The 26853-nt window shown below is 70.7% G+C and carries 24 protein-coding genes and 1 riboswitch; of the genes, 21 read left to right on the forward strand and 3 right to left on the reverse strand.

Annotation, left to right across the window (positions count from 1 at the left end):
- Positions 1–37 precede the first annotated feature (37 nt).
- The 15 genes from ACLVWQ_RS26070 (at position 38) to ACLVWQ_RS26140 (ending at position 16029) form a co-directional block, all read left to right on the forward strand.
- Positions 38–967 carry an ABC transporter permease gene (locus ACLVWQ_RS26070; RefSeq protein WP_414111605.1) on the forward strand — a complete coding sequence of 310 codons (930 nt, stop codon included), beginning with the start codon at positions 38–40 and terminating at the stop codon, positions 965–967.
- On the forward strand, positions 960–1739 hold the full coding sequence (locus tag ACLVWQ_RS26075; RefSeq protein WP_414111606.1) for an ABC transporter ATP-binding protein: 780 nt from the start codon (positions 960–962) through the stop codon (positions 1737–1739). Before ACLVWQ_RS26070 ends, ACLVWQ_RS26075 begins: the two co-directional genes overlap by 8 nt.
- 369 nt (positions 1740–2108) lie before the next feature.
- Entirely contained in the window at positions 2109–3011 is a 903-nt protein-coding gene (gene hpnC, locus ACLVWQ_RS26080) for a squalene synthase HpnC (RefSeq protein ID WP_414111607.1), read from the forward strand.
- Complete coding sequence (gene hpnD, locus ACLVWQ_RS26085) at positions 3008–3958, forward strand: presqualene diphosphate synthase HpnD (RefSeq protein ID WP_414111608.1); 951 nt, start codon at positions 3008–3010, stop codon at positions 3956–3958. Before hpnC ends, hpnD begins: the two co-directional genes overlap by 4 nt.
- On the forward strand, positions 3958–4098 hold the full coding sequence (locus tag ACLVWQ_RS26090; RefSeq protein ID WP_414111720.1) for a DUF6380 family protein: 141 nt from the start codon (positions 3958–3960) through the stop codon (positions 4096–4098). The genes hpnD and ACLVWQ_RS26090 overlap by 1 nt, the downstream gene beginning before the upstream one ends.
- A complete protein-coding gene (gene hpnE, locus ACLVWQ_RS26095; RefSeq protein WP_414111610.1) occupies positions 4095–5519 on the forward strand; it encodes a hydroxysqualene dehydroxylase HpnE in 1425 nt (474 codons plus the stop codon). The genes ACLVWQ_RS26090 and hpnE overlap by 4 nt, the downstream gene beginning before the upstream one ends.
- A gap of 65 nt (positions 5520–5584) precedes the next feature.
- Positions 5585–6652 (forward strand): polyprenyl synthetase family protein, encoded by a 1068-nt coding sequence (locus ACLVWQ_RS26100; RefSeq protein WP_414111611.1) that lies wholly within the window; start codon positions 5585–5587, stop codon positions 6650–6652.
- Positions 6653–6762: 110 nt separating this feature from the next.
- The gene (shc, locus tag ACLVWQ_RS26105; protein ID WP_414111612.1) at positions 6763–8781 is read left to right on the forward strand and encodes a squalene--hopene cyclase; all 2019 of its coding nucleotides are present in this window, start codon (positions 6763–6765) and stop codon (positions 8779–8781) included.
- The gene (locus ACLVWQ_RS26110; protein ID WP_414111613.1) at positions 8781–9425 is read left to right on the forward strand and encodes a 1-hydroxy-2-methyl-2-butenyl 4-diphosphate reductase; all 645 of its coding nucleotides are present in this window, start codon (positions 8781–8783) and stop codon (positions 9423–9425) included. Before shc ends, ACLVWQ_RS26110 begins: the two co-directional genes overlap by 1 nt.
- A gap of 5 nt (positions 9426–9430) precedes the next feature.
- The gene (hpnH, locus tag ACLVWQ_RS26115) at positions 9431–10453 is read left to right on the forward strand and encodes an adenosyl-hopene transferase HpnH (RefSeq protein ID WP_414111614.1); all 1023 of its coding nucleotides are present in this window, start codon (positions 9431–9433) and stop codon (positions 10451–10453) included.
- Positions 10454–10457: 4 nt separating this feature from the next.
- Positions 10458–11639 (forward strand): flavodoxin-dependent (E)-4-hydroxy-3-methylbut-2-enyl-diphosphate synthase, encoded by a 1182-nt coding sequence (gene ispG / locus ACLVWQ_RS26120; protein ID WP_414111615.1) that lies wholly within the window; start codon positions 10458–10460, stop codon positions 11637–11639.
- Between the two features lie 30 nt (positions 11640–11669).
- Entirely contained in the window at positions 11670–13757 is a 2088-nt protein-coding gene (gene dxs / locus ACLVWQ_RS26125; protein WP_414111616.1) for a 1-deoxy-D-xylulose-5-phosphate synthase, read from the forward strand.
- The gene (locus tag ACLVWQ_RS26130; protein WP_414111617.1) at positions 13754–15160 is read left to right on the forward strand and encodes an aspartate aminotransferase family protein; all 1407 of its coding nucleotides are present in this window, start codon (positions 13754–13756) and stop codon (positions 15158–15160) included. The genes dxs and ACLVWQ_RS26130 overlap by 4 nt, the downstream gene beginning before the upstream one ends.
- Positions 15161–15247: 87 nt before the next feature.
- Positions 15248–15907 carry a helix-turn-helix domain-containing protein gene (locus ACLVWQ_RS26135; protein WP_414111618.1) on the forward strand — a complete coding sequence of 220 codons (660 nt, stop codon included), beginning with the start codon at positions 15248–15250 and terminating at the stop codon, positions 15905–15907.
- Positions 15904–16029: a DUF6126 family protein gene (locus ACLVWQ_RS26140; RefSeq protein ID WP_414111619.1), complete on the forward strand. Its 126-nt coding sequence runs from the start codon at positions 15904–15906 to the stop codon at positions 16027–16029. Before ACLVWQ_RS26135 ends, ACLVWQ_RS26140 begins: the two co-directional genes overlap by 4 nt.
- A 24-nt stretch (positions 16030–16053) precedes the next feature.
- Here ACLVWQ_RS26140 and ACLVWQ_RS26145 read toward each other — a convergent pair whose 3' ends face one another.
- Positions 16054–16851 carry a tyrosine-protein phosphatase gene (locus tag ACLVWQ_RS26145; RefSeq protein WP_414111620.1) on the reverse strand — a complete coding sequence of 266 codons (798 nt, stop codon included), beginning with the start codon at positions 16849–16851 and terminating at the stop codon, positions 16054–16056.
- A 166-nt stretch (positions 16852–17017) separates the two neighbouring features.
- On the opposite strand from ACLVWQ_RS26145, the gene ACLVWQ_RS26150 reads away from it, so the two are divergent.
- The 5 genes from ACLVWQ_RS26150 (at position 17018) to ACLVWQ_RS26170 (ending at position 23244) form a co-directional block, all read left to right on the forward strand.
- Positions 17018–19108 carry an alpha-galactosidase gene (locus ACLVWQ_RS26150; protein ID WP_414111721.1) on the forward strand — a complete coding sequence of 697 codons (2091 nt, stop codon included), beginning with the start codon at positions 17018–17020 and terminating at the stop codon, positions 19106–19108.
- A gap of 300 nt (positions 19109–19408) precedes the next feature.
- Positions 19409–19565, forward strand: a riboswitch (cyclic di-AMP (ydaO/yuaA leader).
- A gap of 4 nt (positions 19566–19569) precedes the next feature.
- Positions 19570–20511, forward strand: a complete 942-nt coding sequence (locus ACLVWQ_RS26155; protein WP_414111621.1) for a peptidoglycan DD-metalloendopeptidase family protein — start codon at positions 19570–19572, stop codon at positions 20509–20511.
- A gap of 272 nt (positions 20512–20783) precedes the next feature.
- Positions 20784–21494 (forward strand): DUF6250 domain-containing protein, encoded by a 711-nt coding sequence (locus tag ACLVWQ_RS26160; protein WP_414111622.1) that lies wholly within the window; start codon positions 20784–20786, stop codon positions 21492–21494.
- Between the two features lie 155 nt (positions 21495–21649).
- Complete coding sequence (locus ACLVWQ_RS26165) at positions 21650–22435, forward strand: SGNH/GDSL hydrolase family protein (protein WP_414111722.1); 786 nt, start codon at positions 21650–21652, stop codon at positions 22433–22435.
- Positions 22436–22716: 281 nt separating this feature from the next.
- Positions 22717–23244: a DUF4232 domain-containing protein gene (locus ACLVWQ_RS26170; protein WP_414111623.1), complete on the forward strand. Its 528-nt coding sequence runs from the start codon at positions 22717–22719 to the stop codon at positions 23242–23244.
- A 94-nt stretch (positions 23245–23338) separates the two neighbouring features.
- Here the strand turns inward: ACLVWQ_RS26170 and ACLVWQ_RS26175 are convergent, their stop codons facing one another.
- Both ACLVWQ_RS26175 and ACLVWQ_RS26180 read right to left on the reverse strand, forming a co-directional pair.
- Positions 23339–23959 (reverse strand): TetR/AcrR family transcriptional regulator, encoded by a 621-nt coding sequence (locus ACLVWQ_RS26175; protein ID WP_414111624.1) that lies wholly within the window; start codon positions 23957–23959, stop codon positions 23339–23341.
- A gap of 68 nt (positions 23960–24027) precedes the next feature.
- A complete protein-coding gene (locus ACLVWQ_RS26180; protein ID WP_414111723.1) occupies positions 24028–25191 on the reverse strand; it encodes a Glu/Leu/Phe/Val dehydrogenase dimerization domain-containing protein in 1164 nt (387 codons plus the stop codon).
- A 242-nt stretch (positions 25192–25433) separates the two neighbouring features.
- On the opposite strand from ACLVWQ_RS26180, the gene ACLVWQ_RS26185 reads away from it, so the two are divergent.
- Positions 25434–26636: an MBL fold metallo-hydrolase gene (locus ACLVWQ_RS26185; protein WP_414111626.1), complete on the forward strand. Its 1203-nt coding sequence runs from the start codon at positions 25434–25436 to the stop codon at positions 26634–26636.
- The last annotated feature ends 217 nt before the right edge of the window (positions 26637–26853 follow it).

Raw genomic sequence — 26853 nt, forward strand, 5'->3', positions numbered from 1 at the left:
CACCAGGCCGCGCATCTTGAGGACGAAAGTTTCCACTGTGAGTGAGACAACGCATGACGGCGGCGTCGCGGTGAGCGCCCCTCCGTCCCCCGATGAAGGGCTTTCCGCGGCGGACCTCGCCGCCAAGTACGGGCTGGCCGTCAGCGGCGCCCGGCCCGGACTCGTCGAGTACGTCCACCAGCTCTGGGGGCGGCGTCACTTCATCCTCGCCTTCTCGCAGGCGAAGCTCACGGCCCAGTACAGCCAGGCCAAGCTCGGCCAGCTGTGGCAGGTGGCCACACCGCTGCTGAACGCGGCCGTGTACTTCCTGATCTTCGGCCTGATCCTGAAGGCCGGCCGTGGCATGCCCCGTGACATCTACATCCCGTTCCTGGTGACGGGGGTCTTCACCTTCACCTTCACCCAGAGCTCGGTGATGGCGGGCGTGCGGGCGATCTCCGGCAACCTCGGTCTGGTCCGGGCGCTGCACTTCCCGCGCGCCGCGCTGCCGATCTCGTTCTCGTTGCAGCAGCTCCAGCAGCTGCTCTTCTCGATGATCGTGCTGTTCGTGGTGGCCAGCGGCTTCGGCAGCTATCCGCAGCTGTCCTGGCTGCTGATCTTCCCGGTGCTCGCGCTGCAGTTCCTCTTCAACACCGGCCTCGCGATGATCATGGCCAGGCTGGGTTCGAAGACCCCGGACCTGGCCCAGCTCATGCCGTTCGTGATGCGTACGTGGATGTACGCGTCCGGTGTCATGTTCTCCATCCCCGTGATGCTCGACGAGCACCCCAAGTGGATCGCCGACGTCCTCCAGTGGAATCCGGCCGCCATCTACATGGACCTGATGCGCTTCGCGCTCATCGACGGCTACGGCTCCGAGAACCTGCCGCCGCACGTGTGGGCGGTCGCGGGCGGCTGGGCCGTGCTCGTCGCCGTCGGCGGTTTCGTGTACTTCTGGAAGGCTGAGGAGCGTTACGGCCGTGGCTGAGCAGAACACCGGGAGCCCGATCCCGACCGTCATCGCGGACGAGCTGCACATCGTCTACCGCGTCAACGGCGCCAAGACCGGCAAGGGCAGCGCCACCGCCGCCCTCAGCCGCATCATCAAGCGCGGCGAGGAGCGCGGGGTGCGCAAGGTGCACGCCGTGCGCGGCGTCTCCTTCAACGCCTACCGCGGTGAGGCCATCGGCCTCATCGGCTCCAACGGCTCCGGCAAGTCCACCCTGCTGCGGGCCATCGCCGGACTGCTCCCCGCCGAGAAGGGCCACGTCTACACCGACGGCCAGCCCTCGCTCCTCGGCGTCAACGCGGCCTTGATGAACGACCTGACGGGCGAGCGGAACGTCATCCTCGGCGGACTGGCCATGGGCATGTCCCGGGAGCAGATCAAGGAACGCTACGAGGACATCGTCGACTTCTCCGGCATCAACGAGAAGGGCGACTTCATCACGCTGCCCATGCGCACCTACTCCTCCGGCATGGCCGCCCGGCTGCGCTTCTCCATCGCGGCCGCCAAGGACCACGACGTCCTCATGATTGACGAGGCCCTCGCCACCGGCGACCGCAAGTTCCAGAAGCGTTCCGAGGCCCGGATCCGCGAGCTCCGCAAGGAGGCCGGCACGGTGTTCCTCGTCAGCCACAACAACAAGTCGATCCGTGACACGTGCGACCGCGTCCTGTGGCTGGAGCGCGGTGAGCTGCGCCTGGACGGCCCGACCGACGAGGTCATCAAGGAGTACGAGAAGTTCACGGGCAAGTAGTCCACGGCCCACGAAAACGCGTACGGTCCCGTCGGAACGGTTCGACGGGGCCCTGCGTCTGCAAAGGAAACGCCAACTCTCGGCGTCCTTAGGAATCTTGACGCCAATCGGTGTGTTCTTGTGATGTGCAGGACACCCCGCCGGGGCGTGCCGGGTTGTACAACGTAAGCTGTACCGGTGCTGATTCGCGGCAAGTGGGGCGATAATGCGCGACACCCGGCATGCGCTTCGCCGCGCGGAAGGCCGGGCGGCGTGTCCGAAATGGGCGCAATTGGGTCAGCAGTGTAGAACGGGAGATGTGACGGCAATGGCTACGGAAACTCTCCAGCTCCGCTGTGTGCGTGCCGTATCCGGTCCGGGCAGCGAGCGATGACGACAGCCGGGACGGCGCGCGCCGGTGACCCGGAGCGCGGCACCCTCGACAAGGCCGCGGACGAGAACTTTCCCGTGGCGCCGTTCTTCCTGCCCAAGGCCTGGCGCGCCGACCTCATGGCCGTCTACGGCTTCGCCCGGCTCGTCGACGACATCGGCGACGGAGACCTGGCCCCGGGCGGCCAGGACGCCCGCCTCCTGGGCGTGGGCCCCGAGGAAGCCGAGGACCGGCTCGTCCTGCTCGACGCCTTAGAGGCGGACCTGCGCCGGGTCTTCGACTCGACCCCGGGCCACCCCCTCCTGCGCCGCCTCCAGCCGACGGTCCGCCGCACCGGAGCGACCCCCGAGCCCTTCCTCGCCCTGATCGCCGCGAACCGCCAGGACCAGGCCGTCAAGAGGTACGAGACCTACGACGACCTCCTCGCCTACTGCGAGCTGTCCGCCAACCCGGTCGGCCGTCTGGTCCTCTCCGTCACCGGCACCTCGACCCCCGAGCGGGTCCGCCGCTCCGACGCGGTCTGCACGGCCCTGCAGATCGTCGAGCATCTCCAGGACGTGACCGAGGACCTCGGCCGCGACCGCATCTACCTTCCCGCCGAGGACATGGCCCGTTTCCACGTCCAGGAGGCGGATCTGGCCACGGCCACAGCAGGCGCGTCGGTGCGCGCACTGGTTGCATATGAAACAGAACGCGCCGCGCACCTCCTGAATGAAGGCACCCCCCTGGTGGGTAGCGTCCACGGCAGGCTGAAGCTGCTGCTCGCGGGGTTCGTGGCAGGGGGCAGGGCGGCGATCCGGGCGATCGCCGCCGCCGAATACGACGTACTTCCCGGCCCGCCGAAGCCCGGCAAGATCCAGTTGCTGCGCGAGGTGGGAGTGACTCTGCGAGGAGAGGGGTGATCCGGACCGTGGAGTCGGAACCACACATGTCCGCACCGGTACTCGCCGCTTACGGCTACTGCGAGGCGGTCACCGGGCAGCAGGCCCGCAATTTCGCGTACGGCATCAGGCTGCTGCCGACGCCCAAGCGACGTGCCATGTCGGCGCTGTACGCGTTCTCACGGCGCGTCGACGACATCGGTGACGGCGCGCTCGCGCCCGAGGTCAAGGCGGCACGGCTGCAGGAGACCCGGGCGCTGCTCGCCCGGGTCCGGGACCGCGCGGTGGACGAGGACGACACCGATCCGGTGGCCGTCGCCCTGCGGCACACGGCGGACCACTTCCCGGTCCCGCTCGAAGGCCTCGACGAACTCATCGACGGCGTCCTCATGGACGTCCACGGCGAGACGTACGAGACCTGGGACGATCTGAAGGTCTACTGCCGCTGCGTCGCCGGTGCCATCGGCCGGCTCTCGCTCGGCGTCTTCGGTACGGAATCGGGGGCGCGCGGCGCCGACCGGGCGCCGGAGTACGCGGACACACTCGGGCTCGCGCTGCAACTGACCAACATCCTCAGGGACGTCCGTGAGGACGCCGAGGGCGGCCGGACCTATCTGCCCGCGGACGACCTCGCGAAGTTCGGCTGCTCGGCCGGGTTCGACGGGTCCCGTCCGCCGGAGGGCTCCGACTTCGCCGGTCTCGTGCACTTCGAGGTGCGCAGGGCCCGCGCGCTCTTCGCGGAGGGCTACCGGCTGCTGCCGATGCTGGACCGCCGCAGCGGTGCCTGTGTCGCCGCGATGGCCGGCATCTACCGCCGTCTCCTGGACCGCATCGAGCGCGAGCCGGAGGCCGTCCTGCGCGGCCGGGTCTCGCTGCCCGGACGCGAGAAGGCGTACGTCGCCGTGCGGGGCCTGTCCGGCCTCGACGCCCGGCATGTCTCCCGGCGGACCATCAGGAGGCGCGCTTGATGGACACTTCTGCCCGAGATGACGCGAGTGTCTGGAAACGGCGCGCAACCCTCAGGCCCCGGACGGCGTCCCAGACTGCGACGGCCGCCCGCGCCCCGTTCCACCGGCACGGCGAGGCCGCGGGGGAAGGTGCACGATGAACGACACCACGCAGGACGAGGGGCTCGACACCGACTCATCGGACCGCCCCGCGACGGCCGTAGTGGTCGGCGGGGGGCTCGCCGGGATCACCGCGGCACTCGCGCTGGCCGACGCGGGCGTCCGCGTGACACTGCTCGAAGGACGGCCCCGCCTCGGCGGGCTCGCCTTCTCCTTCCAGCGCGACGGACTCACCGTGGACAACGGCCAGCATGTGTATCTGCGCTGCTGCACGGCCTACCGCTGGCTCCTCGACCGCCTCGACGCGACGGACCTCGCACCGCTGCAGGACCGCCTCGACGTGCCGGTCCTGGACGCGGCGGCGAAACCCGGCCGGCGGCTCGGCAGAATCGGCCGAACGGCACTGCCCGTCCCGCTCCATCTGGCGCGCAGCCTCGCGACCTACCCGCATCTGTCGCTCGCCGAGCGCGCCAAGGTCGGCCGTGCCGCACTGGCGCTCAAGGGACTCGACCTCGCCGATCCGTCACTCGACGCGCAGAGCTTCGGCGGCTGGCTGGCCAGGCACGGTCAGTCGGACCGGGCCATCGAGGCACTGTGGGACCTGGTGGGGGTCGCCACCCTCAACGCGGTGGCCGGCGACGCCTCGCTCGGGCTCGCCGCGATGGTGTTCAAGACAGGTCTGCTCTCCGCCCCGGGCGCCGCCGACATCGGCTGGGCGCGCGTCCCGCTGGGCGAACTGCACGACCGGCTGGCGCGCAAGGCGCTCGACTCCGCGGGAGTCCGTACCGAAGTCCGTACACGAGTCACCTCCATCTCCCACCACGAGAACGGGCGTTGGAGCGTATCGGTTCCCGGCGAGACGCTCGACGCGGGCACGGTCGTCCTCGCCGTACCGCAGCGCGAGGCCCACGATCTGCTGCCCGCGGGCGCGCTCGACGCCCCTGAGCGGCTGCTGGACATCGGGACGGCGCCGATCCTCAACATCCACGTCGTGTACGACCGGAAGGTGCTCAGCCGGCCGTTCTTCGCCGCGCTCGGCTCCCCGGTGCAGTGGGTCTTCGACCGGACCGAGGCCTCCGGGCTCAAGGAGGGGCAGTACCTCGCGCTGTCCCAGTCGGTCGCGCAGGACGAGATCGACGAACCCGTCTCGGTGCTGCGCGAGCGGTACCTGCCGGAGCTGGAGCGGCTGCTGCCCCGCACCCGGGAGGCGGTGGTCCAGGACTTCTTCGTGACCAGGGAGCGCACGGCGACGTTCGCTCCGACGCCCGGCGTCGGACGGCTGCGGCCCGGCGCCCGCACCAAGGCACCCGGCCTGTACCTGGCCGGCGCGTGGACCGCCACAGGGTGGCCCGCGACCATGGAGAGTGCGGTCCGCAGCGGTGTGAGCGCGGCGTCCGCCGCGCTCGGCGCCCTGGGCCGGCCCCACGACCCTCTCTTCGAACTCTTCGAGGAGGCGGCGTGACGCTCGACCGGAGCGCGGCCGAGGCCGGCTCCCGCACCCCCCACATCGCAAATAGAGGAGAGACTGTGCCCACTGTGCCCCCGGCATCGAAGGCTGCCGACGCGGTGGACGTGACCGCGCTCCTGGAGCGCGGCCGGACCCTGGCCTCACCGGTGCTGCGGGCGGCCATCAACCGCCTCGCACCCCCCATGGACACCGTCGCCGCCTACCACTTCGGCTGGATCGACGCCGAGGGCAACCCCACCGAGGGCGACGGTGGCAAGGCCGTACGGCCCGCCCTCGCCGTGCTGTCCGCCCAGGCCGCCGGAGCCGCCCCCGAGGTGGGCGTGCCGGGCGCGGTCGCCGTCGAACTGGTGCACAACTTCTCGCTCCTGCACGACGACCTGATGGACGGCGACGAGCAGCGCCGCCACCGCGACACCGTCTGGAAGGTGCACGGCCCCGCCCAGGCGATCCTCGTCGGCGACGCCCTGTTCGCGCTGGCCAACGAGCTGCTCCTGGAGCTCGGCACGGTCGAGGCGGGCCGCGCCACCCGCCGCCTCACCACCGCCACCCGCGCGCTGATCGACGGCCAGGCCCAGGACATCTCCTACGAGCACCGCGACCGCGTCAGCGTCGAGGAGTGCCTGGAGATGGAGGGCAACAAGACCGGCGCCCTGCTCGCCTGCGCCTCCTCCATCGGCGCGGTCCTCGGCGGCGCCGACGACCGCACGGCCGACACGCTGGAGAAGTACGGCTACCACCTCGGCCTCGCCTTCCAGGCCGTCGACGACCTCCTCGGCATCTGGGGCGACCCGGAGTCCACCGGCAAGCAGACCTGGAGCGATCTGCGCCAGCGCAAGAAATCCCTGCCCGTCGTGGCCGCGCTCGCGGCGGGCGGCCCGGCCTCCGAGCGCCTGGGGGAACTGCTCGCCGCGGACGCCGGGAGCAGCGACTTCGAGAACTTCTCCGAGGAGGAGTTCGCCGCGCGCGCCGCGCTCATCGAGGAGGCGGGCGGCCGCGAGTGGACCGCCCAGGAGGCACGACGGCAGCACACCGTCGCCGTCGAGGCGCTCGACACGATCCATATGCCGGACCAGGTACGGGCTCAGTTCGTGGAGCTCGCCGACTTCGTCGTCGTACGGAAGAGATGATCACTATCGGTCGAATACACCTCGCGTAGTCGCCGGCCGGTGCCGCGCAGTGACGCGCACCGGCCGACGGCGGACCCAGCAGAGACACACCACTGCACGAAGGGGAAGCCATGACAGCGACGACCGACGGAAGCACCGGGGCCATGCCGCCCCGCGCTGCCTCGGCCAGCGACATCCGGACACAGTCGACTCCCGCGGCGGCCGGGACAGCCGATATTCGAGACACCGCAGCACGCGCCATACAACGTGCCACCGACTTCCTGCTCACCACGCAGGACGCCGAGGGCTGGTGGAAGGGCGACCTCGAGACCAACGTCACGATGGACGCCGAGGACCTGCTGCTCCGCCAGTTCCTGGGTATCCAGGACGAGAAGACCACCCACGCCGCCGCCCTGTTCATCCGGGGCGAGCAGCGCGAGGACGGCACCTGGGCCTCCTTCTACGGCGGACCGGGCGAACTCTCCACCACCGTCGAGGCGTACGTGGCCCTGCGCCTCGCCGGTGACGCGCCGGACGCTCCGCACATGGCACGGGCGTCCGCCTGGATCAGGGAGCGGGGCGGCATCGCCGCGGCCCGTGTCTTCACCCGGATCTGGCTCGCCCTGTTCGGCTGGTGGAAATGGGACGACCTCCCCGAACTCCCGCCGGAGATCATCTACTTCCCGAAGTGGATGCCGCTCAACATCTACGACTTCGGCTGCTGGGCCCGGCAGACCATCGTGCCGCTCACCGTCGTCTCGGCGAAGCGCCCGGTACGGCCCGCGCCCTTCTCGCTGGACGAGCTGCACACCGACCCGCGTAACCCCCGTCAGGTCAAACCCTTCGCACCGGTGGCGAGCTGGGACGGGGCGTTCCAGCGGATCGACCGGGCCCTGCATGCCTACCGCAAGGTGGTGCCGCGCAGGCTGCGCAGGGCCGCGATGAACACCGCGGCCCGCTGGATCATCGAACGCCAGGAGAACGACGGCTGCTGGGGCGGCATCCAGCCGCCCGCCGTCTACTCGGTCATCGCCCTGTACCTGCTGGGCTACGACCTCGAACACCCCGTGATGCGCGAGGGGCTGGCCTCCCTGGACCGGTTCGCCGTGTGGCGCGAGGACGGGGCCCGGATGATCGAGGCCTGTCAGTCGCCGGTGTGGGACACCTGTCTGGCGGCCATCGCGCTCGCCGACGCGGGCGTGCCGGCCGATCATCCGCAGCTGGTGAGGGCCGCGGACTGGATGCTCGGAGAGGAGATCGTCCGCCCCGGTGACTGGGCGGTCAAACGGCCCGGACTCCAGCCCGGTGGCTGGGCGTTCGAGTTCCACAACGACAACTACCCCGACATCGACGACACCGCCGAAGTGGTCCTGGCGCTGCGCCGGATCAAGCACCACGACCCGGAGCGCCTGGAGAAGGCCATCGGACGCGGGGTGCGCTGGAACCTCGGCATGCAGTCGAAGAACGGCGCGTGGGGCGCCTTCGACGTCGACAACACCAGCCCCTTCCCCAACCGGCTGCCGTTCTGCGACTTCGGGGAGGTCATCGACCCGCCGTCCGCCGACGTCACCGCGCATGTCGTGGAGATGCTCGCGGTCGAGGGATTCGCCCACGACCCGCGCACCCGCCGGGGCATCGAGTGGCTGCTCGCCGAACAGGAGGCGAACGGCTCCTGGTTCGGCCGCTGGGGCGTCAACTACGTCTACGGAACGGGCTCGGTGGTGCCCGCGCTGGTCGCCGCCGGACTGCCGGGATCGCACCCCGCGATCCGCCGCGCCGTGGCCTGGCTGGAGACCGTACAGAACGACAACGGCGGCTGGGGCGAGGATCTGCGCTCCTACGACGACGTCGCCGAGTGGAGCGGACGCGGTGAGTCGACCGCCTCCCAGACCGCGTGGGCGCTGCTGGCGCTGCTCGCGGCCGGGGAGCGGGAGTCCAAGGCTGTCGAGCGCGGGGTCGCCTGGCTCGCCCAGACGCAGTTGCCGGACGGCTCCTGGGACGAGCCGTACTTCACCGGCACCGGGTTCCCGTGGGACTTCTCCATCAACTACCACCTCTACCGGCAGGTGTTCCCGCTCACCGCACTGGGCCGGTACGTCAACGGCGAACCCTTCGCCGACCTGCAGGGCTCCTTCGGCAAGGCGAGCTGATGAGCCCGGCACCGGACGCCGCCCCGCTGCTGATCGCCTGCGCGCTCGGCATCGAGCGGCTCGCCCTGCGCACGGGCGGCGACCGGGGCGGCGCCCGGGGACCGGTCACCGTGCTGCGTACGGGCATGGGACCGCTGGCCGCCGAACGGGCGGTCGGCACGGCACTGGCCGCACCCGCGCTGAGCGGGGCGGCCGTGCTGGCCACGGGCTTCTGTGCCGGGCTGACCCCCGGTATGCACCCCGGAGACCTGGTCGTCGCCCAGGAGACCCGGGACCCGCGCGGCAGCACGCCGTGCGTGGGCACCGACCTGCTCGTGCGGGAACTCCGACGTGTCCTGCCCGGACGCACCGTCCACACGGGGCCGCTCGCCGGCTCCGATCACGTCGTGCGCGCTCACGAACGGCCGGAGCTGCTCGCTGCCGGCGCGATCGCGGTCGACATGGAATCGGCGGCCACGCTCCGCAGCGCCGTCCGCGCGGGAGAGCGCCCCGTTGCGGCCGTACGGGTGGTCGTGGACGCTCCAGAACATGAACTCGTCCGGATCGGCACGGTACGCGGTGGAATATCAGCCTTCCGTGTTCTTCGTGTCATCCTTCCTGTTTTTTTCGAATGGCACCGTTCTTTGCTGCTCCCTCGGAGGTGAGCCAGATGGCCATGCCGCTGCGCCAGACCATCAAGGTCGCGACGTATCTCGCTGAACAGAAGCTCCGCAAGCGGGACAAGTTCCCACTGATCGTCGAACTCGAACCGCTCTACGCCTGCAACCTCGCCTGCGAGGGCTGCGGCAAGATCCAGCACCCGGCCGGCGTGCTCAAGCAGCGCATGCCGGTGGCACAGGCCGTGGGAGCGGTGCTGGAGTCCGGGGCGCCGATGGTGTCCATCGCGGGCGGCGAGCCCCTGATGCACCCTCATATCGACGAGATCGTGCGGCAGTTGGTGGCCAAGAAGAAGTACATCTTCCTGTGCACCAACGCCATGCTGCTGCGCAAGAAGATGGACAAGTTCACCCCCTCGCCGTACTTCGCGTTCGCCGTGCACATCGACGGCCTGCGGGAGCGGCACGACGAGTCCGTCGCCAAGGAGGGCGTGTTCGACGAGGCGGTGGCGGCCATCAAGGAGGCCAAGAAGCGCGGCTTCCGGGTGACCACCAACTCGACCTTCTTCAACACCGACACCCCGCAGACGATCATCGAGGTGCTCAACTTCCTCAATGACGACCTGAAGGTGGACGAGATGATGATCTCGCCCGCCTACGCCTACGAGAAGGCCCCCGACCAGGAGCACTTCCTGGGCGTGGAGCAGACCCGCGAACTCTTCAAGAAGGCCTTCGCGGGCGGCAACCGGCTGCGCTGGCGGCTCAACCACTCCCCGCTCTTCCTGGACTTCCTGGAGGGCAAGGTCGACTTCCCCTGCACGGCGTGGGCCATCCCGAACTACTCGCTCTTCGGCTGGCAGAAACCCTGCTACCTGATGAGCGACGGGTACGTCACGACGTACAAGGACCTGATCGAGAAGACCGACTGGGACGCCTACGGCCGCGGCAAGGACCCCCGGTGCGCCAACTGCATGGCGCACTGCGGCTACGAGCCGACGGCCGTCATGGCCACCATGGGCTCCCTCAAGGAGTCCCTGCGGGCCGCCCGTGAGACCGTCTCGGGAAACCGCGGGTGACGTCATGACCGCCATCTCCTTGGGCCTCCCCGAGGTACCGGTCCGGCCGATCGCGGAGCGCCGCCTCTCGCGGCAGATCCAGGTCGGACCGGTGGCGGTCGGGGGCGGGGCGCCCGTGTCGGTGCAGTCGATGACGACGACCCGTACGTCGGACATCGGCGCCACGCTCCAGCAGATCGCCGAACTCACCGCGTCCGGCTGCCAGATCGTCCGCGTCGCCTGCCCCACGCAGGACGACGCGGACGCGCTGGCCGTCATCGCGAGCAAGTCGCAGATCCCGGTGATCGCGGACATCCATTTTCAGCCGAAGTACGTCTTCGCCGCGATCGACGCGGGCTGCGCCGCGGTGCGGGTGAACCCCGGCAACATCAAGCAGTTCGACGACCAGGTGAAGGAGATCGCGCGGGCCGCGAAGGACCACGGCACCCCGATCCGGATCGGGGTCAACGCCGGTTCCCTGGACCGGCGTCTCCTTCAGAAGTACGGCAAGGCGACGCCTGAGGCGCTGGTGGAGTCGGCGCTCTGGGAGGCGTCGCTCTTCGAGGAGCACGACTTCCGTGACATCAAGATCTCGGTCAAGCACAACGACCCGGTCGTGATGGTCAACGCCTACCGGCAGTTGGCCGCCCAGTGCGACTACCCGCTGCACCTCGGGGTGACGGAGGCGGGTCCCGCCTTCCAGGGCACCATCAAGTCGGCGGTGGCCTTCGGCGCGCTGCTCAGCGAGGGCATCGGCGACACCATCCGGGTGTCCCTGAGCGCGCCGCCCGCCGAGGAGTGCAAGGTCGGCATCCAGATCCTGGAGTCGCTGGGGCTGCGGCAGCGCCGCCTGGAGATCGTCTCCTGCCCGTCCTGCGGGCGGGCCCAGGTCGACGTCTACAAGCTCGCCGACGAGGTCAGTGCCGGTCTTGAGGGCATGGAGGTGCCCCTGCGGGTCGCGGTCATGGGCTGCGTCGTCAACGGACCGGGAGAAGCGCGGGAGGCCGACCTGGGTGTCGCCTCCGGCAACGGCAAGGGCCAGATCTTCGTCAAGGGCGAGGTCATCAAGACCGTTCCCGAGTCGAAGATCGTGGAGACCCTCATCGACGAGGCGATGAAGATCGCCGAGCAGATGGAGGCGGACGGCGTCGCATCGGGCGAGCCGGAGGGCACGGCGCCGGGGAAACCCGCCGTCACTGTGAGCTAGCTACAGCACGGACCGAGAGGGGGCCCGAGCGTGACGATTCTGGAGAGCATCCGGGGACCACGCGACCTGAAGGCGCTGTCCGAGACGGAGATAGGCCGGCTGACCGACGAGATCAGGGAGTTCCTGGTGCACGCGGTCGCCAGGACCGGGGGACACCTGGGACCCAACCTGGGAGTGGTGGAACTGTCCATCGCCCTCCACCGGGTCTTCGAGTCGCCCGTCGACCGGATCCTGTGGGACACCGGCCACCAGAGCTACGTACACAAGATGTTGACGGGTCGTCAGGACTTCTCCAAGCTGCGCGGCAAGGGCGGCCTCTCCGGCTACCCGTCACGCGAGGAGTCCGAGCACGACATCATCGAGAACAGCCACGCCTCGACCGTGCTCGGCTGGGCCGACGGACTCGCCAAGGCCCGGCAGGTGCAGGGCGAGAAGGGCCACGTCGTCGCGGTCATCGGCGACGGGGCACTCACCGGCGGCATGGCGTGGGAGGCGCTCAACAACATCGCGGCCGCCAAGGACCGGCCCCTGATCATCGTCGTCAACGACAACGAACGCTCCTACGCGCCGACCATCGGCGGCCTCGCCAACCACCTGGCGACGCTGCGCACCACCGACAGCTACGAGAAGGTCCTGGCCTGGGGCAAGGACGTCCTGCTGCGCACCCCGGTCGTCGGCGGCACGCTCTACGAGTCGCTGCACGGCGCGAAGAAGGGGTTCAAGGACGCGTTCGCCCCGCAGGGCATGTTCGAGGACCTGGGGCTGAAGTACGTCGGGCCGATCGACGGACACGACGTGGGCGCGGTCGAGTCGGCGCTGCGGCGCGCGAAACGTTTCCACGGGCCCGTCGTCATCCACTGCCTGACGGAGAAGGGGCGCGGTTACGAGCCCGCGCTCGCCCACGAGGAGGACCACTTCCACACCGTCGGCGTGATGGACCCGCTCACCTGCGAGCCGCTCGCGCCCTCGAACGGACCCTCCTGGACCTCGGTGTTCGGCGACGAGATCGTGAGCATCGGCGAGGAGCGCGCGGACGTCGTGGCGATCACGGCCGCCATGCTGCACCCGGTGGGGCTCGCCAAGTTCGCCGAGCGGTTCCCCGGCCGGGTGTGGGACGTCGGCATCGCCGAGCAGCACGCCACGGTGTCCGCGGCCGGACTCGCGACCGGTGGACTGCATCCGGTCGTCGCCGTGTACGCGACCTTCCTCAACCGCGCCTTCGACCAGCTCCTCATGGATGTCGCACTGCACCGCTGCGGAGTGACCTTCGTGCTGGACCGCGCCGGCGTCACCGGAGCCGACGGGGCCTCCCACAACGGCATGTGGGACATGTCGATCCTCCAGGTCGTGCCGGGCCTCAGGATCGCCGCGCCGCGCGACGCCGACCAGCTCCGTGCCCAGCTGCGCGAGGCGGTCGCCGTGGACGACGCCCCCACGCTGATCCGCTTCCCCAAGGAGTCGGTGGGACCCGGGATCCCCGCGGTCGACCGGGTGGGCGGAGTGGACGTGCTGCACCGCGGCGAGCGGCCGGACGTGCTGCTCGTGGCCGTCGGGGTGATGGCCCCGGTGTGCCTGCACGCGGCCGAACTCCTCGCGGCCAGGGGCATCGGCTGCACCGTGGTGGACCCGCGGTGGGTCAAGCCCGTCGATCCCGCGCTGCCCGGCCTGGCCGCCGGACACCGCATGGTCGCGGTCGTCGAGGACAACAGTCGGGCCGCGGGTGTGGGCGCCGCCGTCGCGCTCGCCCTGTCGGACGCCGAGGTCGACGTGCCCGTACGGCGGTTCGGCATCCCCGAGCAGTTCCTCCCGCACGCCAAGCGGAGCGAGGTGCTCGCCGACATCGGACTGACCCCCGTCGAGATCGCGGGCCGGATCAGCGCGAGCCTGGCCGTCCGGGAGGCAGCACACGGCGGCGGCCCGGACACCTCCCGCGGCGCCGGTCCCGACATCGGCGAGCAGTCCGGCCCCGAGCCAGGGGCACAGGCTCCCGACGGGCGGGGCGCCACGCCACGCCCCCGGAAGGCGCCGGCCGCCGGGGCGCGCGGAGCCGCCGGGAAGCGGGCGCCCGCCGCGAAACCGGCCGCGAAGAAGCACGCGCCCAAGGAGAAACCGGAATGACGACCAGCAAGTCCCAGCAGCCGCAGGGGTTCGACCTCGGCGCTCTCCTCGCCGAGCGCGGCGCCGAACGCTACGAGCTGCACGCGAAGTACCTGAACCACCAGCTGCCGCGCATGCTGCGCACCATCGGCTTCGACAAGGTCTACGAGCGGGCCGAGGGCGCGTACTTCTGGGACGCGGACGGCAACGACTACCTGGACATGCTCGCCGGGTTCGGGGTGATGGGCCTGGGCCGCCACCACCCCGTCGTCCGCAAGGCGCTGCACGACGTCCTCGACGCCGGCCTCGCCGACCTCACCCGCTTCGACTGCCAGCCGCTGCCCGGACTGCTGGCGGAGAGGCTGCTCACCCACAGCCCGCACCTGGACCGGGTGTTCTTCGGCAACAGCGGTACGGAGGCCGTCGAGACCGCGCTGAAGTTCGCCCGGTACGCCACCGGGAAGCCGCGCGTCCTGTACTGCGCGCACGCCTTCCACGGCCTGACCACCGGGTCCCTGTCCGTCAACGGCGAGGACGGTTTCCGGGACGGCTTCGCCCCGCTGCTGCCCGACACGGCGGTCCCGCTCGGCGACCTCGACGCGCTGGCGGCGGAGCTGCGCAAGGGCGACGTGGCCGCGCTGATCGTCGAGCCGATCCAGGGCAAGGGCGTGCACGAGTCGCCGCCGGGCTATCTGCGCGCCGCCCAGGAGCTGCTGCACCGGCACAAGGCGCTGCTCATCGCGGACGAGGTGCAGACCGGGCTCGGCCGGACCGGGGACTTCTACGCCTACCAGCACGAGGAGGGCGTGGAGCCGGACCTGGTCTGTGTGGCGAAGGCGCTGTCCGGCGGCTATGTACCCGTGGGCGCGACCCTCGGCAAGGACTGGATCTTCAAGAAGGTCTACTCGTCCATGGACCGGGTCCTCGTGCACTCCGCGAGCTTCGGGGCCAACGCGCAGGCCATGGCGGCCGGGCTCGCCGTCCTCGCGGTCATGGAGAACGAGCAGACCGTGGCGAACGCCCGTGCCACCGGAGAGCTGCTCAAGTCCCGGCTTGCGGCGCTCGTCGACAAGTACGAGCTGCTCAGCGACGTACGCGGCCGCGGTCTGATGATCGGTATCGAGTTCGGGCGACCCACGTCGCTGAAGCTGCGCAGTCGCTGGGCGATGCTCCAGGCCGCGCGCAAGGGGCTGTTCGCGCAGATGGTGGTCGTACCGCTGCTGCAGCGGCACCGGATTCTCACCCAGGTCTCCGGCGACCACCTGGAAGTGATCAAGCTGATCCCGCCGTTGGTGGTCGGCGAGGCGGACGTGGACCGGTTCGTCGAGGCCTTCACCGCCGTCATGGACGACGCGCACAGCGGCGGCGGGCTGATGTGGGACTTCGGGAAGACCCTGGTCAAGCAGGCGGTGGCCAACCGGTAGGGCTCGGCAGAGTCGCCGACCGCCGCGCTTTTTGCCTCTGAGGCAAGGGATTTGCCTCAGAGGCAAGACTGCGGCTCAATGGAACGTATGAACCCAGGCAAGGGTACGAGCCCTTCCGGGACTCCCGAGCCCGAGACGGCCGAGGAGCAGTCCCCGGAGCACCTGCCGGCCGTCGCTCCCCAGCTGCGCGCGCTCCGGCGCCGCGCGGCACTCACCCTGGAGTCCGCGGCCCGCGCCGCCGGACTCTCGCCCGCCCATCTCTCCCGGCTGGAGACCGGGCAGCGCCAGCCCTCGCTGCCGATGCTGCTCGCGCTGGCCCGGATCTACGGCACGACCGTGTCCGAGCTGCTCGGTGAGACGGTCACCGAGCGGGACGCCGTCGTGCGCTCCACCGACATGGAGCCCACGCGCGCGGGCGGCTGGACCTACTGGCAGGCCGGTGCGGCGGGACGCGGTATGCAGTCCCTGCGTGTGCACGTCCCGTACGGGGCGCAGGGCGACATCGTGCGGGTCCACCCCGGTGAGGAGTGGCTGTACGTCCTCCAGGGGCGGCTCCGGCTCCGGCTCGGCGACACCGCGCACGTGCTCGCGCCCGGTGACAGCGCGCACTTCGACTCGCTGACCCCGCACCGGATCGCCGCCGCCGACCGGGACGGCGCCGAGCTCCTCTTCGTGCACACCCTGCTGCAGAGCCCGACGGCCGCCCTGTGCCTCGGACCGACGACGACCCCAGGAGAAGGCTCATGAAGGACATGGAGGAGAAGCTCCCGCGCGCGCTGTGGGTGCGGCTCATCATCTACGTGGCGGTCGGGCATGTCTTCGCGGCCTTCATCTACCTGCTGTTCACGCTCGGCGCCCAGAACCAGTAGCCCGCCGGGCCGAGCCGAGCCCACTCAGTCGAGGAAGCGCTCCCGCAGCCGCTCCCGTATCTCCGGGGTCACGCCGAGCGCCTGCTCCAGATACGCGTCGACGCCGCCCCACGTCTCCTCGATCGTCCCGAACGCCGCCGCCAGGTACTCGGCGCGCGCGTCGAAGAGCGGGCTGAGCAGTTCCATCACCTCGGGTGTGTACACGGAGGCGGCGGAACCGGTGCGCTGGACCTTGTACCGCCGGTGCGCCGCGTTCGACTCCAGGTAGTCCGCCACGATGGCCTCGCGCTCCACGCCGACGGCGAGCAGCGTCACGGCGACGGAGAGGCCGGCCCGGTCCTTGCCGGCCGCGCAGTGCATCAGGGCCGGGACGCTGTCCTGCGCCATCGCGTGCAGCACCTGCCGGTGCTCGGCCGTGCGCTCCTTGATGATCGTGCGGTAGGACCTGATCATGCGGTTCGCCGCCCGGCCGTCCGAGAGCAGCTCGCGCAGCTGGTCCAGGTCGCCGTCGCGGACCATCTTCCAGAACTCGGCGCCGTCGGCCGGGTCCGTCAGCGGCAGATTAACGTTCCGCACGCCGGGCAGCTCGACGTCGGCGCCCTCCAGCTTCTGGTCCGCCGCGTTGCGGAAGTCGAAGATCGTGTGGAGGCCGAGCGAGGCGAGGAACGCGGCGTCCGACGCCGTCGCGTGCGCGAGGTGGCCGCTGCGGAACAGGCGCCCCTGCGCCACCCGGCGTCCGTCCACGGTCGGCAGGCCGCCCACATCGCGGAAATTGCGCACTCCGGCCAGTTCGGGCTCGGTCGACGGGACCTGCTGCGTCACGAGGGCTCCTCCCATCCACCGCCGACGCGACTCGTCGGCGAGGCGCTTCCGACGATACGACATGGGTTCGGGGGCCGATGAGTTGTCCACAGGCGTTGCCCGAAGGGTGGGCGGCCCCTGATGATGTTGTGACTTGAGCGTGCCTGTTCGAATATGTGAGGGCTTGATGGTAGAGATCGGCGCAGACGGTCGTACGTGGCTCCTTTCGGGGCTCACGAGCAGCTACGGCCTGCGGCTCGGGGACGAGGACGAGCTGCTCCATCTCCACTGGGGCCCGAGGATCGCGCTCGCCGACGCCGAGGCGCTCGCCGCGGGCCCGGGGCCCGAGTACTGGGCGTTCGAGGCCACCCTCGACGGCCACGAGGAGTATCCGGTCGAGGGCGGCCCCCGCTTCGTACGGCCCGCCCTTTCGGTGCGCACGCAGGAGCGGCGCGGCACCGAATGGCGCTTCGAGGCGTACGAGACGGGTGGGGCCGACGCCGACGAGCTGCGGCTGCGGTTCTCCGACTCCGGGCTCGGCATCACCCTGCACTACCGGATGCGGGCCGCCACCGACGTCGTCGAGCGGTGGGTGACGCTCACCAACGAAGGGCCCGCCCTTGAGGTGCTGCGCGCCGACTCCGCGACCTGGACGCTGCCACCGCGCGACGGGTGGCGGCTGTCCCAGCTGCACGGGCGCTGGGCTGCCGAGTCCCGTCTGGTGCGCTCCGAACTCACCTACGGCGAGAAGATCATCGGCAGCCGGCGCGGACACACCGGGCACCAGCACCTGCCGTGGGTCGCCCTGGACCCGGAGGGCACGGCGACCGAGGAGCTGGGCGAGGTCTACGGGTGCGCGCTCGCCTGGTCGGGCACCTGGCGGATCGCGGTGGCCCAGCTGCCGGACGCGCGCGTGCAGATCACCGGCGGCGCCGGGTACGACGACTCGGGGCTGCTCCGCCTGGAGCCGGGGGAGACCTTCGTCACCCCCGTCTTCGCGGGACTGTGGAGCGACGGCGGCTTCGGCGGGGCCAGCCGGGCCTGGCACGCGTACCAGCGCGCGTACGTGATCCCGGACGCTGACCGGGACCGGCCCGTGCTCTACAACTCCTGGGAGGCGACGGAGTTCGACATCTCCGAGGAGCAGCAGCGGGCGCTCGCCCGCCGGGCCGCCGACATGGGGGTCGAGCTGTTCGTGGTCGACGACGGCTGGTTCGGGGAGCGCACCAGCGACCGGGCCGGCCTCGGCGACTGGACGCCCAACCGGGACCGCTTCCCCGGCGGCCTCAAGCCGCTGGGCGACCACGTGCACGGGCTCGGGATGCGGTTCGGGATCTGGGTCGAGCCCGAGATGGTCAACCCGGACAGCGAGCTGTACCGCGCGCACCCGGAGTGGGCGCAGTTCCAGCCGGGACGAAAGCGGACGGAGCTGCGCAATCAGCTCGTCCTGAACCTCGCCCGCGAGGACGTCCGGGAGTACCTGTGGGAACAGCTCGACACGCTGCTCTCCAGCGCGCCGATCGACTACGTGAAATGGGACTTCAACCGCTGCTTCACCGACGCGGGATGGCCGGGTGAGGCCTACCCCCAGCGGCTGTGGGTGGACCATGTGCACGCCCTCTACGACCTGTTGGACCGGTTGCGGGCGGCCCACCCGACCGTCGCCTTCGAGTCCTGCTCCGGTGGCGGCGGCCGGATCGACCTGGGGATCATGGCGCGTACGGACCAGGTGTGGACCTCGGACAACACGGACCCGCTGGACCGGCTGGCCATCCAGCACGGGTTCAGCCAGGTGCATCCCGCGCGGGCCATGGCCGCCTGGGTCACGGACAGCCCGAACACGCAGCTGAACGGACGGGTCAGCTCGCTGCGGTTCCGCTTCGTGAGCGCGATGGCCGGGGTCCTCGGCGTCGGCGGCGACCTCACCCGGTGGACCGAGGAGGAACTGGCGGAGGCCCGGACCTGGGTGGAGCTCTACAAGGAGATCCGGCCGGTGGTGCAGGGCGGCGACCTCCATCGGCTGCGGGCGCCGGAGGGCGGACTGAGCGCCGTCCAGTACGTCAGGGGCGGCGAGGTCGTCGTCCTCGCCTGGCTCCAGGCCCAGCACTACGGCGAACCGGCTCCGGCGGTGAGGCTGAAGGGGCTCGACCCGTCGGCGTCGTACGAATGCCGCGAAACGGGTGAAGTCCACCGTGGTGCCGTGCTGCTGCACCACGGGATGCGGACGGGGCTGCGCGGAGATCTGGATGCGACGGTTATCCGCTTGCGTCGCATCTGACTGTTGTGTCCGTAATGGAGCCTTGGTTCCAACTCGCCAGGGAATAAAGGCTCCTGGAACACCGGTCCGTGAGCAGCGTCATATCCGTGACGTTCCGCTGTCGCCATGCTCACGCAATTCGGCCCCGCCCTATGGGATTTAACAATCGAGAAGATCCCCGGTCGACGCAGGGTGACCGGTATTTCGGTCGAGGATCAAGAAAACGGGACACACAGGAAACCCCCGAGGTTGTTTCCGCGTCTTCATGTCGCTTACGTTCGCCTCCAATCCGGACGGACGCCCAATCCTGCCGCCGCCCGGAATCCGCACTCACCCGTACGAGGCAGGAGCGGGGGACCCACAGGTAAGACGCCTGTTCCGGTCTCCGGAACGGCTTGGGGTTAAGCCGTGCGAAAGCACGGCCGGGCATCTCCAGCTCGCACCCGACAGCTCACCTCGCAGGCGCCGGAGAGGAATTCGTCATGCCCGCGAAGGGTAAGCACCGCCGTACCAAGACCCAGCGTTTCACTCGTTCCATAGCGGTCGCCGGAACCGGGGGCGCCGCACTGGCCCTCCCGCTTCTCGGCGCGGCCGGAGCGCACGCGGCCACACCGCAGTCCGCGGCCGATTCCGTGGCGAGCGCCTCGAATGTCGCGAAGGGGACCGTCGTCTCCGCGCCCGCCGCGGAGAAGAAGGCCGAAACGAAGAAGGCCGAAGCGAAGAAGGCCGGCACCAGGACGTACGCCGTGCGGTCGGGTGACTCCCTCTCGAAGATCGCCGACACGCAGGACGTCAGCGGCGGCTGGAAGAAGCTGTACTCGGACAACCGTAAGTCCATCGGCGGTGACCCGGCCCTCATCCACCCGGGCCTGAAGCTCACGATCGGCGGCAAGGCCGCGGCCACGCCGAGCTCCGACACCACCGCGTCGAAGTCCGGCAAGACCGACAACGCCGAGAAGCCCGCTGCGAAGAAGTCGACGACCACGGCGTCCAAGGCCGCGGACACCGCGCCCGCCACCGGCTTCACGCTGCCGGTCGACGGCGCGACGATCGGCACCGCGTACAAGATGTCGGGCAGCATGTGGTCCAGCGGCTACCACACCGGTGTCGACTTCGTGGTTCCCACCGGCACCGCGCTCAAGTCCGTCGGGGCCGGCACGGTCGTCTCCGCCGGCTGGGGCGGCGCGTACGGCAACCAGGTCGTCATCCAGCTCGCCGACGGCCACTACGCCCAGTACGCCCACCTGTCCTCCCTCGGTGTCACGGCCGGACAGACCGTGACCGGGGGCCAGCAGGTCGGCCTCTCCGGTGCGACGGGCAACGTCACGGGCCCGCACCTGCACTTCGAGATCCGCACCACCCCGGACTACGGCTCGGACGTGGACCCGCTGGCCTACCTGCGCGCCAACGGCGTCTCCGTCTGACCGGAGCCGTCCGAGCCCGCGCCCGCGGGCCGTACCGCCCGGCTCGTCTCCGAAGGCCGGACCCTGTGATCCCCGGGGTCCGGCCTTCGGTGCGCCAGGGCAACTCCCGGGCGGCTCCCCGCAACTGCCCGGTGAGCGGAACGTGTTCGGCGCGTTGCGGTCGTGTTGCGTGGCCGGGAGAAGCGTCGACACGGGTGCTCCGGGGCGCCACAGTGATCTCCGCAAGCGCTCTCCGCGACCAGCGAGATCACGACGCCCGAAGGAACCGCATCATGACGACCACACGCAGAGCGTTCGGAGCCCTGGCCGCCGGGGCCGGACTCGCCGCGCTCGTTCCCGGACCGTGGGCGAGCGCCTCGGACCGCCGGCGGCGGGGCCGGCTCGTCGCCCATGACGACTTCCGGCACGGCCTCGGCCGGTGGGCGGCCGAACTGCAGGACGGCGGCAGCGTCACCGCCGACCGCGGTGTCCTGGACATCGACGTGCCCAGCGGCGCGACGCTCTGGTTCCGCCGCGCGCTGCGCGGGCCGTACGTCATCGAGTACACCGCCACACCGGTCTCGGCGGGCGGCGCCAACGACCGCGTGTCGGACCTCAACAACTTCTGGAACGCCACCGACGCGCGCTCACCGCACGACCTCTTCGCCACGCCCCGCGGCGGTGCGCTGGAGGAGTACGACCACCTCAGGACGTACTACGTCGGCTACGGCGCGAACACGAACACCACGACCAGGCTGCGCCGTTACGTCGGCGAGGCGGGCGTACGGCCGTTGATCCTCGACTACACCGAACCCCTGCTCACGGCCAATCGGCCGCACCGGGTGCGGATCGTCTCGAACGGCTCGACGGTCCAGTGGTGGAACAACGGACGGCTCGTCCTCGACTACGCCGACCCGGAGCCGTACACGAGCGGGCACTTCGCCTTCCGGACCACCTGGAGTCACTTCGCCATCAGCGATTTCCGGGTCTGGGAGCTGCGGTAACGTCCCGGAACTCGACCCTTATTCCGCGGTTGACCAACACTTGACGAGTGGCTTATCTCACCGCGAGTCAACCCCTTCCTACGGTCGCGTAGCTCACACCTCCGGGTGAATCATGGGCCGATGTGGCAGACGATTCGAAGAACGACAACAGATCAGTGATCGGGTCGTACGTGGCGGTGGGTGACAGTTTCACCGAGGGCGTCGGCGACCCCGGCCCGGACGGAGCGTACGTCGGCTGGGCCGACCGGTTCGCGGTGCTGCTCGCGGACCGACGGCCCGAGGGCGACTTCGACTACACCAACCTCGCGGTACGCGGGAAGCTGCTCGACCAGATCGTCGAGGACCAGGTGCGGCGGGCCAAGGAGCTCCGGCCGGACCTGGTCTCCTTCTGCGCGGGCGGCAACGACATCATCCGGCCGGGCACCGACCCCGACGAGGTCGCGGAGCGCTACGAGCGCGCCGTCGCGGACCTCACGTCCGTCGTCGGCACGGTCCTCGTGGCCACCGGCTTCGACACCCGTGGCGTACCCGTTCTCAAGCACATGCGCGGCAAGATCGCCACGTACAACCTGCATCTGCGGGCCATCGCCGACCGGTACAACTGTCCGGTGCTCGACCTGTGGTCCCTCAGGACCATCCAGGACCGGCGGGCCTGGGACGGCGACCGGCTCCATCTGTCGCCCGAGGGGCACACCCGGGTCGCCCTGCGCGCCGGACAGATCCTGGGCCTCGAAGTGCCCGCGGACCCGGACCAGCCGTGGCCGCCGCTGCCGCCGCGCGGCACGATGGAGGTGCGGCGGGACAACATCCACTGGGCACGCGAGTACCTGGTGCCCTGGATCGGCCGGCGGCTGCGCGGGGAGTCCTCGGGCGACCGCGTGGAGGCGAAGGGGAATCTGTCGCTCCACGACATCAAGTCGTGGATCGAAGCCGTGGCCTGACGGTCCGGAAGGTCTGCGGCCGAGGGGTGGCCGGCGTGGCTCGACACATGTGTCGAGCCACGCCGGCCACCCCTCGTTCTTGTCCCGGACGGGTGTCCCGTCCCGGCCGCGTCCCGTGAACCCGTTCCAGGCTGTCGGTGTCCGTGCAGGTCAGAGGAGGTTCCAGCGTTCCAGCGTCCCGTAGTGATCGTCAGGTGTGGCGGACGGGACGGATCACGGAACAAGCTCTGGGTGTCCGAGCGGCCCGCCGGACGAACCGCTTCCACAGCATGGAGATCCCAATGCGTTCGCGTCTTGCCACCCGTTCCGCCCGCCTCGCCCTCGCCGTGGTCGCCGCGGCGGCCCTCACCGCCACCGCGGTCACGACCGCCACCGCCGTCAGCGGTGGCACGGGCCGCGCCGTGCAGGCCTGCGCAACGGACGACCTGGACTTCACGGTCGGCTCCGAGACGCAGGCGGGCGGCTACCTCCTCGTCACCGCCACGGCCAAGTCCGGCGTCACCTGCTACCTGGAGGGCGTCTTCCCCTCCGCGTCCTTCGGCTCCGCCGCCGACACCGAGGTGTCGCCCGCCGAGCAGAGCGTCAGCGACGACGTCATTCTCTCCGGCTCCACCGCCGCCTACGCCGGAATCAACCCCAAGAGCACCAACGACAACAACGGCAGGCAGTTCGACCTGCTCCACCTCGCCGTCACGGGCGACGAGCTCAACGCCGTCACCCTGGAACTCCCCGAGACGGTCACGGTCGACCGCCCCATCGCCACCAACTGGCACGCCGACCCGGCCGACGCGGTGCCCTTCTCCAGCTGACCCACGACCCCGGGCGACTCCCCCCTCGCCCGCGGCCCCGGCCGGCGGACACCCCGTCGGCCGGGGGTGGGGGCGAGGGGCCCAGGGCCTCGTCTCACTCCTTCGGCGACCTCACGGTCTCGCTGTCGAGGCCCAGCTCGCGGGCCAGCGCCTCGTCCACCCACTGCTGGGTGCGGGCGCGCGACACCGCGCCCGGGTACGCCGTCATCTGCACGGCGAGCCCGTCCAGCAGGGCGGTGAGGCGCAGCGCCGTGGCCGTCGGGTCCGGGCACCGGAACTCGCCCTGCGCCACCCCCTCGGCGATGACCTCGGTGAGCGTGGCCTTCCACCGCCGGTCCAGATCACGGGTGACGTCCCGCAGCGCGGGCTCGCGCAGTGCCACCGCCCAGCCCTCGATCCACAGCCGCCAGCCCTTGGCCTGCCCGGTCGGCGCGTACCACCGTACGGCGGCCCGCAGCCGTCGCAGGGCGGTCGTACGCCGGGTCAGCAGCTTGCGCAGATGGGCGAGGTCGTCCTCGGCCGCGTACGTGAACGCGGCGGCGACCAGCTTCTCCTTCGTGGAGAAGTGATAGAGCACCAGGGCGTTGCTCACCCCGAGGGCGTTCGCCACATCGGAGATCCGCACGGCGGACACACCGCGCTCCTCGATCTGCCCGATCGCGGCCCGCAGCAACTCCTCGCGCCGCTGCGCCACGCTCAACCGCACTCTCGCCACCGGGCAACCCTATGGCGCGACCGCGGGCGGCGTCGCCCGAAAGCGGGTGGCAGGCCGCACCGGGCCCGTCACCGGTACCAGCCGAACCGCTCCGCGATCGCCGGCAGCCGCTCCGCGGCGATGGCGTGCGCGGCCGCCCTCGGTGTCGAACCGTCGGCCTCCGCGCGCGCGAGCGTCCGGTCGACCAGGGCGCGCATCGAGCGCCGGACGTACGCGAACGCCTCGTCCGCGTCGGCCCCGATGTCACCGAACAGGGTCCACCACCACCAGGCGTTGGTCCCGGAGTTGACCACCACGTCCGGCAGGACGACGATCCCGCGCGCGGCGAGCAGTTCCTCCGCCTCCGGCAGGACCGGCATGTTGGCCGCCTCGACGACCCAGCGCGCCGTGATCCGCTCCTGGTCGGCGGTCCCGATGGCGTACGAGACCGCGGCCGGCACCAGCACGTCGGCCCCGGCGGACAGCCAGGCGCCGGCGGGCAGCTCCTGGTCGGCTGGGCGCAGGGCCGAGCGGTCGACCGTGCCGTACGCGTCACGCGCGGCGAGCAGCGCGTCGACGTCCAGCCCCTCGGGGTTGGCGATCGTGCCCGCCACGTCGGCGACCGCCACCAGGCTCAGCCCCGCGCGCGTGAGGAACCGGGCGGTGGCCCCGCCCATGGTGCCCAGACCCTGTACGGCGACACGTGTGCCCTGGTACGCCTTCCCGGCCCGGTCGAGGGCCGCGAGCACCGACTCGGCCACCCCGCAGCCGCCGACCAGTTCGTCGAGACCGATCCCGTCCACCTCGACCGCGAAGGCGTCCGCGAGGCGCCGGCGGGCCGCCCCCTCGTCGTCGAGCAGCGGATACACCGCCTGGATGGACGACACGAGCCCGGCCTCCACCATGGCCCGGTCGACGAGGTCCTGGCTGAGGCCCAGGTCCTCCCCGGTGGTCCAGTGGTTCTCGATGTACGGGCGCATGGCACGCAGGTAGCGCACGAGCAGGCCGTACGCACCGGGGTCCCGGGGATCGCAGTCGATGCCGCCCTTGGCGCCGCCCAGCGGGATGTAGCGGCCCTCCGGGTTGTAGTGCAGTGCCTCCTTCATGGTCATTCCCCTGGCCAGCCCCGTGACCTCGGCCAGCGTGCACCCGGCCCGCATCCGCAGCCCGCCGCTGGAGACACCGCGCACCAGCCGGTCCACGACCAAGTGCCCCTGACGGCCGGTGACATGGTCGGTCCAGGTGAGCGACATGAGGGGGACGCCGTGCGGATCGATCACAGGGGCTCCTCGGGAACAGGGATCGTCCTTGGAACGTTTGACCGGCTGGGAACCGGGTTCCAGAGACGTACTGGACGGATCTTGAGTGTGGGCGACGACGTACAGGGTGATCTCCGCCGTGTCCGGAGCGGTCACCGCGCTGTCACGCGCCCGACCCGGCATTGTCGGAGGCGGCGACCATAATGGATATTCAGACCGACCTTTCTGGAGGTGCCGTGACCGGCTCTCGTTCTCTGAGCTCCGGGCTCCGTGCTCTGCGCCCCGCCGCGTTCGGCGCGGATCCGACCGGTGAGCGCATGCAGCGCATCCGCAGATCTCCGAACTACGCGGACGGCGTCTTTCGCAACCCCGAGGGCGCCCCCCGTCCCGACGGGGCCATGCTCGAAGTCGCGAAGATCTACTTCCGCAAGGAGGAGCGCGTCCGGCGGGCCCCGGCAGGCGTCGTACCGGTGCACGCCACGACCCTCGCCGACCTCGCCTCGCCCCCGGCCGAGGGGCTGCGGCTGACCTGGATGGGCCACTCCAGCGTTCTCGCCGAGATCGACGGACACCGGGTGCTCTTCGACCCCGTCTGGGGCGAGCGGTGCTCGCCGTTCGCCTTCGCCGGGCCCAAGCGGCTGCACCCCGTGCCCGTGCCGCTGGCGGCGCTCGGCCCGGTCGACGTGGTCGTCATCTCCCACGACCACTACGACCACCTCGACCTGCCCACGATCAAGGCCCTGGCCGACACGGACACGGTGTTCGCGGTGCCCCTCGGCGTCGGCGCCCATCTGGAGCACTGGGGCGTATCGGCGGACCGGCTGCGCGAGCTGGACTGGCACGAGACGACGAAGGTCGGCGGCATCTCCCTGACCGCCACACCGGCCCGGCACTTCTGCGGCCGCGGCCTGCGCAACACCCAGCACACCCTCTGGGCCTCCTGGGTGGTGGCGGGCGACGAGCACCGGATCTACCACAGCGGCGACACCGGGTACTTCACCGGCTTCAAGGACATCGGCACCGAGTACGGCCCCTTCGACGCCACGATGATCCAGATCGGCGCGTACAGCGAGTACTGGCCGGACATCCACATGACGCCCGAGGAGGGCATGCGGGCCCACCTCGACCTCCAGGGCAGCAAGCCCTCCGGCGTGATGATGCCGATCCACTGGGCCACGTTCAACCTCGCCACGCACCCCTGGGCCGAGCCCGGCGAGGGCACCGTCACCGCCGCCCGCGCGGTCGGCGCCAGGATCGCGCTGCCCCGCCCCGGCGAACCCTTCGAGCCCACGGCCGAGACGGTTCCGGCCGAGCCCTGGTGGCGCGGTGTGGCCCTGGCGCCGCAGGGCGGCTGGCCCACTGCCGAGGAGACGGTCCACGACGCACCGCGTGACCGTGCGGAGGGCACCGGGGACCCGGAATCGGTACCGGCCGGATGAGCCGGATGAGCCGGCAGGTGAGCCACCGGGGGATCACCCGGTGATTCATCGGGTGGCTCACCTGATGAGGTGAAGCTGCCCAGGGCGGTCGGCGAGGGCCGAGGAGCACCGTGCTCCTCGGCCCTCGCTCTTTTTGTTGACCGCATCTGACCAGGTCTGATCGATTCACCGGGTGATGCGGGCACGTGTTCGATGGGCTTATCGGTCTGCTGTGCGA

The organism is Streptomyces sp. CWNU-52B, assembly GCF_047444975.1.
Taxonomy (GTDB): Bacteria; Actinomycetota; Actinomycetes; order Streptomycetales; family Streptomycetaceae; genus Streptomyces.

What these genes read in the sequence shown, in the direction of transcription:
- hpnC (WP_414111607.1), top strand. Translation starts at nt 2,109, where the DNA reads ATGACGACAGCCGGGACGGCGCGCGCCGGTGACCCGGAGCGCGGCACC.
- ACLVWQ_RS26090 (WP_414111720.1), top strand. Translation starts at nt 3,958, where the DNA reads ATGGACACTTCTGCCCGAGATGACGCGAGTGTCTGGAAACGGCGCGCA.
- hpnE (WP_414111610.1), top strand. Translation starts at nt 4,095, where the DNA reads ATGAACGACACCACGCAGGACGAGGGGCTCGACACCGACTCATCGGAC.
- shc (WP_414111612.1), top strand. Translation starts at nt 6,763, where the DNA reads ATGACAGCGACGACCGACGGAAGCACCGGGGCCATGCCGCCCCGCGCT.
- ACLVWQ_RS26110 (WP_414111613.1), top strand. Translation starts at nt 8,781, where the DNA reads ATGAGCCCGGCACCGGACGCCGCCCCGCTGCTGATCGCCTGCGCGCTC.
- hpnH (WP_414111614.1), top strand. Translation starts at nt 9,431, where the DNA reads ATGGCCATGCCGCTGCGCCAGACCATCAAGGTCGCGACGTATCTCGCT.
- ispG (WP_414111615.1), top strand. Translation starts at nt 10,458, where the DNA reads ATGACCGCCATCTCCTTGGGCCTCCCCGAGGTACCGGTCCGGCCGATC.
- ACLVWQ_RS26130 (WP_414111617.1), top strand. Translation starts at nt 13,754, where the DNA reads ATGACGACCAGCAAGTCCCAGCAGCCGCAGGGGTTCGACCTCGGCGCT.
- ACLVWQ_RS26135 (WP_414111618.1), top strand. Translation starts at nt 15,248, where the DNA reads ATGAACCCAGGCAAGGGTACGAGCCCTTCCGGGACTCCCGAGCCCGAG.
- ACLVWQ_RS26140 (WP_414111619.1), top strand. Translation starts at nt 15,904, where the DNA reads ATGAAGGACATGGAGGAGAAGCTCCCGCGCGCGCTGTGGGTGCGGCTC.
- ACLVWQ_RS26150 (WP_414111721.1), top strand. Translation starts at nt 17,018, where the DNA reads ATGGTAGAGATCGGCGCAGACGGTCGTACGTGGCTCCTTTCGGGGCTC.
- ACLVWQ_RS26155 (WP_414111621.1), top strand. Translation starts at nt 19,570, where the DNA reads ATGCCCGCGAAGGGTAAGCACCGCCGTACCAAGACCCAGCGTTTCACT.
- ACLVWQ_RS26160 (WP_414111622.1), top strand. Translation starts at nt 20,784, where the DNA reads ATGACGACCACACGCAGAGCGTTCGGAGCCCTGGCCGCCGGGGCCGGA.
- ACLVWQ_RS26170 (WP_414111623.1), top strand. Translation starts at nt 22,717, where the DNA reads ATGCGTTCGCGTCTTGCCACCCGTTCCGCCCGCCTCGCCCTCGCCGTG.
- ACLVWQ_RS26180 (WP_414111723.1), bottom strand. Translation starts at nt 25,191, where the DNA reads ATGTCGCTCACCTGGACCGACCATGTCACCGGCCGTCAGGGGCACTTG.